Here is a 2653-nt window from a genome sequence, read left to right on the forward strand (position 1 = left end):
CTCGAAGCCAACCGCAGGACTACGAACACGGTTTTCCATGCCTCGCTGAACCCTTCACCGGAGGACAGGCTGACAGACGAACAGCTCCGGAAAATCGCCGGTGAGTACATGGAACGCATGGGTTACGGCGACCAGCCTTATATCGTTTTCAAACACAAGGATATCGAGCGGGAACATCTCCATATCGTGTCATTACGTGTCGATGAGAACGGACATAAGCTACCGCATGATTTCGAGGCCCGGCACTCGATGGAGATTCTGCGTGACTTGGAACGCAAATACGGCCTGCATCCGAGTATCAAAGGCGAGGAGCAGACGGAGACTTCCCCCCCCCGATCTTCGGAAAATAAACTATAAGGCGGGCAACGTCAAACAACAGATATCGTCTGTCGTCAGGTCATGCCTGCGGAATTACAAATGCTCGTCCTATGGCGAGTTCCGCACCTTATTGGAACTGTTCAATGTCTCGGTCGAGGAACGCACGGGAACCGTCGACGGACGGGACTATGCCGGAGTGATTTACGGTGCCATGACCGACGATGGCTACGGTATCGGCACGCCGTTCAAATCGAGCCGTATCGGAAAGGATGTCGGCTATAAGGCCCTTCAAAAGTATTATGAGCGGTCGAAGAGCGCGTTGAAGCAGGACGGGACACTCGACCGGCTGCGGCAAACAGTCAAAGACGCCATGAGCCCGGACAATACAAGGGAAGAGTTTCGGCAACTGTTGAAAGCGGACGGTATCGATGTCGTGTTCCGCATAAATCCCGTGGGAAGGATTTACGGTGTGACCTTCATCGACCACAACGCAGGCATTGTTGCCAACGGTTCGGTGCTGGGCAAAGAGTTCTCGGCAAACGTGTTCGACGAATTGTATCCGACACTGAAAGAGGAGAGGCGGGACTACTTGCTTCCGAAGCGAACCACCACATTTCGGACAGAGTAAATCTTGCATCATAATCTTCTATTATTTAAAACAAGTTTTTAATATTTCACCTAATAATAGTTTACCCTCTAGCGACAATACAATCAACGCAAGTTAAAAAGATTAAATAATAGCAAGCGTATAAACCTTAAATAAAGAACAAATTGAAAAAACTGCGGCAGTAGCAAATTTCAGTATCATCATTAAACGGCTATGTACTGGAACTTGGCCCCAAAGTGAAGATACTCGGAAAAATGTTCAGAGGCGCAGTCCTCGGTGTCACAGATGGCGAATTTTCTTTCCTACTCTTCCTGCCAAGTACGATGCACAAACAACATAAGGAACTGAATTTCCTCCTCAAGGGACGAGTTACAAGTGGGCAGGTCGGTATCTTTCCATGCAGAAGGACAGTACGCTACGCGCGGTTCCCGATGGAAAGCGAAGTATGCGGAACAATGGGACAGTTTTGCTCGGATACTCTGCGCACAATATCGCGATAATACATTCACCGTCGCAAATGTGTCTGACGGAGTAATACAGAACAAACCCGTCAAGTGGTAAGTTCCGCCACCACCATTTATTATCTGTCGCAGATTTTGCAATCAGTCACGGGTAAGGAAAAAACATATAGTAAAACCGAATATCAGAAACGTGTGAGAAAACACGGCCAACGTCCTATCCGGAAATAAGGATGATTATAATCTTCATTCCTGGTGGCAAAATTTATATTTCAACAATTTGTAGTTGTAGGGCTCAATCGATCTCTGATACTTAAAAAATAATTCCACTGTTCAACTAATAATGTACGACAATCCCTCCAACATTGCAATTTGCCAGAATTTTATCTTAAAACATCTTTTTTAGTCGTTATTACAACATATACTTCTAATTTCACTATTGTTTATTAACATTTTTTATACTTTTGCTTTTTGAAAAACTTTCCGACAATGTTTATTCCCACCACACCGATTTATGCATAGTAAGTTTATACGATCTGAGTTCGAGAAACTGTATATCAACTATCATCCCCGACTGTTAGCTTATGTACAACGTTTTATTAACGACAACTCCACAGCACAAGATTTAGTGCAAGACAGTTTTATGGTCTTGTGGAATAAGCAGATTTCGCATGACACAGAAGAAACTCGCCGGTTATTGTTCGTCATCGCCCGCAACCGATGTCTCAACTATCTGAAGCACAAAAATATTGTTGACAGACACCGCTACCAATTGCAGGCACAAGTAAAAATTGGAGAAGAGCGTTTGTATAACTACGATTTTTCGTTCATTGAAAACGAGCATCCTTTCTTGTATCAGGAATTGGAATGTCAGATACAACGTATTATGAATTCTCTGCCGGAGCGCTGCCGAGAGGTGTTTGTCCTCAGTCGGTTTGATGGGCTTAAAAACAGAGAAATATCCGAACGCCTTCATATCTCACTCAATACAGTTGAACGGCATATCCAGCGAGCCTTGCGCATCTTCATCAAAGCGCTTGAATATGAAAAATCTGCCTACCTGCAAAGCTTGATTCTGATATGGTCGTTGGGACAGCTTTCTTGAAGTTCTCCGACATCGTCAAGGTCTGCAACCCATAATAACAATTAATTTTCAAGATTAGGGGGGGGGAAAATCCGCCCCGATTGTTGTATGTATGTATGCGTACAACAACCGACCCCATGAACGAAAGCCTGAAAGAACTCGCCGTCCGCTATTTCGAAGGACCCA

General features: G+C 44.8%; 3 protein-coding genes. All 3 read left to right on the forward strand.

Annotated features, from left to right (window positions below):
• A partial coding sequence (locus tag BHV64_RS09120) for a relaxase/mobilization nuclease domain-containing protein (protein WP_288115781.1) occupies positions 1–357 on the forward strand: 357 nt, incomplete at its 5' end.
• A gap of 91 nt (positions 358–448) precedes the next feature.
• Positions 449–946, forward strand: coding sequence for a hypothetical protein (locus BHV64_RS09125; protein WP_254886350.1), 498 nt, complete (start codon positions 449–451; stop codon positions 944–946).
• 951 nt (positions 947–1897) lie between these two features.
• Entirely contained in the window at positions 1898–2488 is a 591-nt protein-coding gene (locus BHV64_RS09130) for an RNA polymerase sigma-70 factor (RefSeq protein ID WP_195498326.1), read from the forward strand.
• The last annotated feature ends 165 nt before the right edge of the window (positions 2489–2653 follow it).

The sequence above is a fragment of the Alistipes sp. 56_sp_Nov_56_25 genome (genome assembly GCF_001915285.1).
Classification (GTDB): domain Bacteria; phylum Bacteroidota; class Bacteroidia; order Bacteroidales; family Rikenellaceae; genus Alistipes; species Alistipes shahii.

Coding starts and splice junctions, on each gene's coding strand:
- BHV64_RS09130 (WP_195498326.1), top strand. CDS start 1,898: ATGCATAGTAAGTTTATACGATCTGAGTTCGAGAAACTGTATATCAAC.